Origin of the sequence: Bradyrhizobium jicamae (genome assembly GCF_001440395.1) — a bacterium.
Taxonomy (GTDB): domain Bacteria; phylum Pseudomonadota; class Alphaproteobacteria; order Rhizobiales; family Xanthobacteraceae; genus Bradyrhizobium; species Bradyrhizobium jicamae.
Window position 1 is genome coordinate 1 of the sequence record NZ_LLXZ01000019.1, and the last position, 3,978, is coordinate 3,978.

General features: G+C 58.5%; 4 protein-coding genes. All 4 read right to left on the bottom strand.

Annotation, left to right across the window (positions count from 1 at the left end; translation table 11 throughout):
• Positions 1-245 precede the first annotated feature (245 nt).
• Positions 246-530, bottom strand: coding sequence for a hypothetical protein (locus CQ12_RS03750; RefSeq protein ID WP_057834024.1), 285 nt, complete (start codon positions 528-530; stop codon positions 246-248).
• A gap of 945 nt (positions 531-1,475) precedes the next feature.
• Positions 1,476-1,622, bottom strand: a complete 147-nt coding sequence (locus tag CQ12_RS44855) for a hypothetical protein (RefSeq protein WP_198164062.1) — start codon at positions 1,620-1,622, stop codon at positions 1,476-1,478.
• Positions 1,623-1,672: 50 nt separating this feature from the next.
• Positions 1,673-1,921, bottom strand: coding sequence for a hypothetical protein (locus tag CQ12_RS43355; RefSeq protein WP_157087989.1), 249 nt, complete (start codon positions 1,919-1,921; stop codon positions 1,673-1,675).
• Positions 1,922-2,399: 478 nt separating this feature from the next.
• Positions 2,400-2,639, bottom strand: coding sequence for a hypothetical protein (locus CQ12_RS03755; RefSeq protein WP_245309720.1), 240 nt, complete (start codon positions 2,637-2,639; stop codon positions 2,400-2,402).
• Between the last annotated feature and the right edge of the window lie 1,339 nt (positions 2,640-3,978).

The window sequence follows — 3,978 nt, forward strand, 5'->3', positions numbered from 1 at the left end:
CCGTCGCCAGAAGATTTTCAACTGTGATCTAGAACGCGAGCTTTATGTCCTCGGGCCCCTGTAGTTTTCGCGTCAGCGATCCAGCTTAAACCCGGCGCCAGGACTTAACGCGGTCGATGATGAGGCTGCAGCACTGGCCTTGAAACCGACCCACAGCGCCCAGGCTCCGCCGCTAACGAGCGCGCCGCGCCAAAGGGAAGTGGCATTGCGTGTCCAGGTGCGGCGCCGGGCGCGGGCTTCTCGACTTATCGGGCGCTGGCGAGGATTGCCGCGCTACTTCGCGCGATACTTCCGGAGCCGGCGCAGTCGCGCTCCTGCCAAAAAGGATCGAAGCGGCAAGCGTCGTGCTCGCCAAGTTCAAAGTCGTAATCTTCGCGCGCCTCGCGACGCCAATTGACTTGGCCTTTGCTGTTGAAGTCGGTCTTTACCCACTGCTTGAGCTTGTTAAAGAGCGCGTCCGCGTCTTGTACCGTTTCGCGCGCCTTTCCGCCGGGACCGCTGCCGCCCTGTCCATCCGCATCGTGAAGCACCCAACCAATCCCTGTGTTGATTAGGATCGATTTAGCAGCGCGCCGGAAATGAAATTTCCGAAGCTCGGCTCGGTGCACTTTTGAACGCTACAGTTTTAGGGCGGCCTGACAGCTAGGAACGTTCTTGATCGACGAGAATCGAATCCAAGCCTGTGGCTCGCTCCTCAGCCCCAGGGCCGCAGGTGCGGTCCTGGCGCTTCCTATTCGGCGTCAGGGCCGCTTTGACGGAGTGTCACTTTTACGAACGATGCCTTGCAATCTGCGTTGCGCTTCCTGTGCCGACCTGGACACGGCACACCCAAGAGAGCTGGCAGACGGCCTCAGCTTCACCGCTGAGGCCCTCTAGTTTCCGGCGTCTAGCGCGGAGAGCCGCTGGTTTCGGATCGGCCTTGACTCGTGCCAGTACCCGATCCGGTCGTGGTCTGGCTGTTCGGACGTCCGGGCGGATGCGCGGAAGCCCCCGGCCTTTCTTGTTGCCCTACAAATCCAGATTCCCCGGAGTCACGGGTCTTAATACCTTTATCGGCTTCCTCCTGCATCTGCTTATCGGATTGCTTCTGTTGGCTAGGGGCCGTCGGTTGCTGAGCCAGTACCGGCGCGGCAGCAGCAATGCCAAAGGCGACTGTCATGACAAGAATCGAGCTTCGCATGAGCTATCTCCTGTTGCTTACTTCGCACAACGCAGCGAGCAGCGATCGTTTCCTACAGCGAAGAGGAAGAAAGTTTGCTAAGCCGAAGCCCGGACCGACGGCGGCGCCGGAAGTGATTTTTCCGCGCCATCGGAACGATTAGCCAAACGTTTGATTATGCGTGATGTCCCCTCGCATAGTGGGACACACTCACGAACTTAAACGGTCTCGGGAACCTCTCTCCTGGGAACGCTGGCGGCTCTGGCGTGATTAGAGCTCCCGCCAGGGCCGTTTTTGCAATGTTGCCCGGCGGGCTTCAATTCAGGCGCCGCCGAAGCCTCTTGATGAACTCCCGCAGATCGTTCGCATACTCCTCGATCACAAGCCGCGCCTCAGCCGCGCGCGACAGTTTGGTTTCATTCGTCTCTTCACCCGAATTCTGCTTCTCCTCGAGCTGTTTCATGATCGAACGATCTGCGATCGCGCAGCCTCCGCGCCTTGATCTGCCATGAGTTACGATAACCGACTCTTTGCCTCGGGCTCGGCATGATGCAAAGGCTTTGACTTCAAAAGCTCTTCGACTGCACGAGAAGCTACATCACTTAAGCCTTCAAAGGTCGTATTACCCTTGGCAGCATTCACCTTAAGTTTGCGCGCGACGAATTCTCGGGTTTCGTGATCGCCACCGTGGCGTAGAACGCGACACGCATTTTCAAGTGCGGCATCCATGATGGCGACCACATTTTTATCCAGCTTTGGCATGGTCATGCCCTCCCGGCTCGATCCTCGCGGTCTAGGTCGGTGGCCTTAGTCCCGGTGAGCGAAGCCAATCGCTCATGTGGGCGCCGGTCTCCGCCTGCCGGGCTTTTCTCTCGACGGCATCGCGTTGAGCGCCGGGTGGAAGCAGGTCGGCTTGCGCATGCAAGCGCTTGGCTTCATCGGCTAGACGTTCTTCGAGGGGTTTGGTTTGTTTGAAAAGGTGCCGCTTCATCGGGCGCTGCTCCATTCCACTAGAGGAAGGCGGGAGCGCAACCGAGCGTTCTCATCACCGATAGATACCAACTGCCGCGCGGTGATGTAGAATAATGACCCGCATAAAAGAGAGTTTCCGTCCGGTACCGAACTTAGGGTCACAAAAAATGACGGTGGGTGCCTTACCTTGCTCTCAAGCGGTCACGCGCTTTGCCAGGAGGTCGAGGGCGAAGCCCCATCGTTCATCGTGAGCGTCGCGGCTTGCACGCTAATGAATTTTAGCCGGCGCAATCGCCTCAATCAGGACCGTATTTGTGTCTCGAACCGTGACACCGCGCCCGGTCTCGTCCGCGATTTTTCGTGCCACCTTTCTCGCCGCGGCTTCATCCGCCAGTTCGAGCAGGATGACACTCCCCTGGCCCTTGAACGCATCAGGGTTCAATACGTGCACAATGATCATCGTTGACTTCTCGCTCACCTCGGGGTCCTCGCCGATGAATTCAGCCACCCGCTTCGGCCGCATCCCCTATTTGGCTGGCTGAAGTCGTGGCGAGCGAAGGAGCTCGCAAACGTGAGTGGCAGCGTCGTTCTGTTTGATCCTATGCATGATGTGCTCCTTCTCTGCACCGGCCGGCAGCACCCTAGCTTGCTCAAGTAGCTCCGCTGTATCTTGGGCAAGACGTTCCTCAAGGGAATGGGTTTGCTTGAACCGACGACGCTTAATGACGAATTGTTCCCTATTGCAGGATGGCGGAAGGGCCGGTTCGATTGGTGCAGGTGCGCACATTGCAGCGAGCGCAACTCGAACAATTGTTAAGTTATTTCAAAAAGATAATTCGTTATATACGTGCTAATATGTCAGCTATCGGACCGACAGCATTCGTTGTTTGCCGCAGCCCTCAGCTCATGCACTTTGCCAAGAACCGCGACTGCTTGGGCTGCGCCGGCCGCGGTATCGTTGGCGCTCCGGGTCTGGCTCTTCCTGTTCTGGTTGATCGTAATGGATGCACATCAGGCCGAAGGCGTTCGCCCCGTGCGAACTCCAATCGTGGTTAGGTCCAAGCCCGATATTCCGGTCATCGGTCGACTTCTTTTCGTGATACCAGCCGATTGCGTCGCGCCCGGCTTCCGTCGTCGCCTCGTTGAACAATATCCGCGGGAAGTGACGACGCGCTGTCTCAATGCGGGCCGAGGCGGCGCCTGCGCTTGGTTCGGCACCACCAGCACGTCAAAGCCGGCTTCCGGATCGCGCTTTCATAGGACGTCGCAAACACCTCATCGCCGTGCGCGCCGTTGGCCCAATTCATAGCAAGAAATTCGCCGAAGGTAGTTTCGTTTGCAAACCGCGTCACTCACGCGAGCCAGGCATGGCAGACGCCCATCACCGCCGTCGCTCGTCGCAGCGTTTGCCTTGCGCCCCAGGGCTTGGCACTCGTTGAGGCATGTCTCACACTTTCGCGAGAGAGCATGGCCACCTCCAGAAGCCCTTGAAGCCTCAGGTGACAGCTATACCGCGTGCTGGATATTGAGGTGGCCAAGATAGGCTTGGAATGCCCGGGCCACAGCGAAGCCGCGGCTTGTGGGGTGGCGCCTTGAGTCAGCTGGCCACGACGCCCCGCAAGCTCCACCATCCGCACCGCTGCAAGGGCAAGAGCTCCAAGTGCAAAAGCGGCTGAATGTCAGCCGCTCTATTTCGCAGCCGAACCCGTACGCCCGGGTCAAGCCACGCGCCGGTTCTCTTCCGTACTTTGTTTGATTTGTTTCCCGGCGTCTTCGGCCATTTTGAGCGATATGTCGGCGATGCGACGGCTGCACTCCAGAGCAGTCTCTACGGTCTCACGCACCAT

Excerpts from the sequence above, each read along its gene's own strand:
- CQ12_RS44855 (WP_198164062.1), bottom strand. The coding sequence starts at position 1,622 with ATGAAACAGCTCGAGGAGAAGCAGAATTCGGGTGAAGAGACGAATGAA.
- CQ12_RS43355 (WP_157087989.1), bottom strand. The coding sequence starts at position 1,921 with ATGCCAAAGCTGGATAAAAATGTGGTCGCCATCATGGATGCCGCACTT.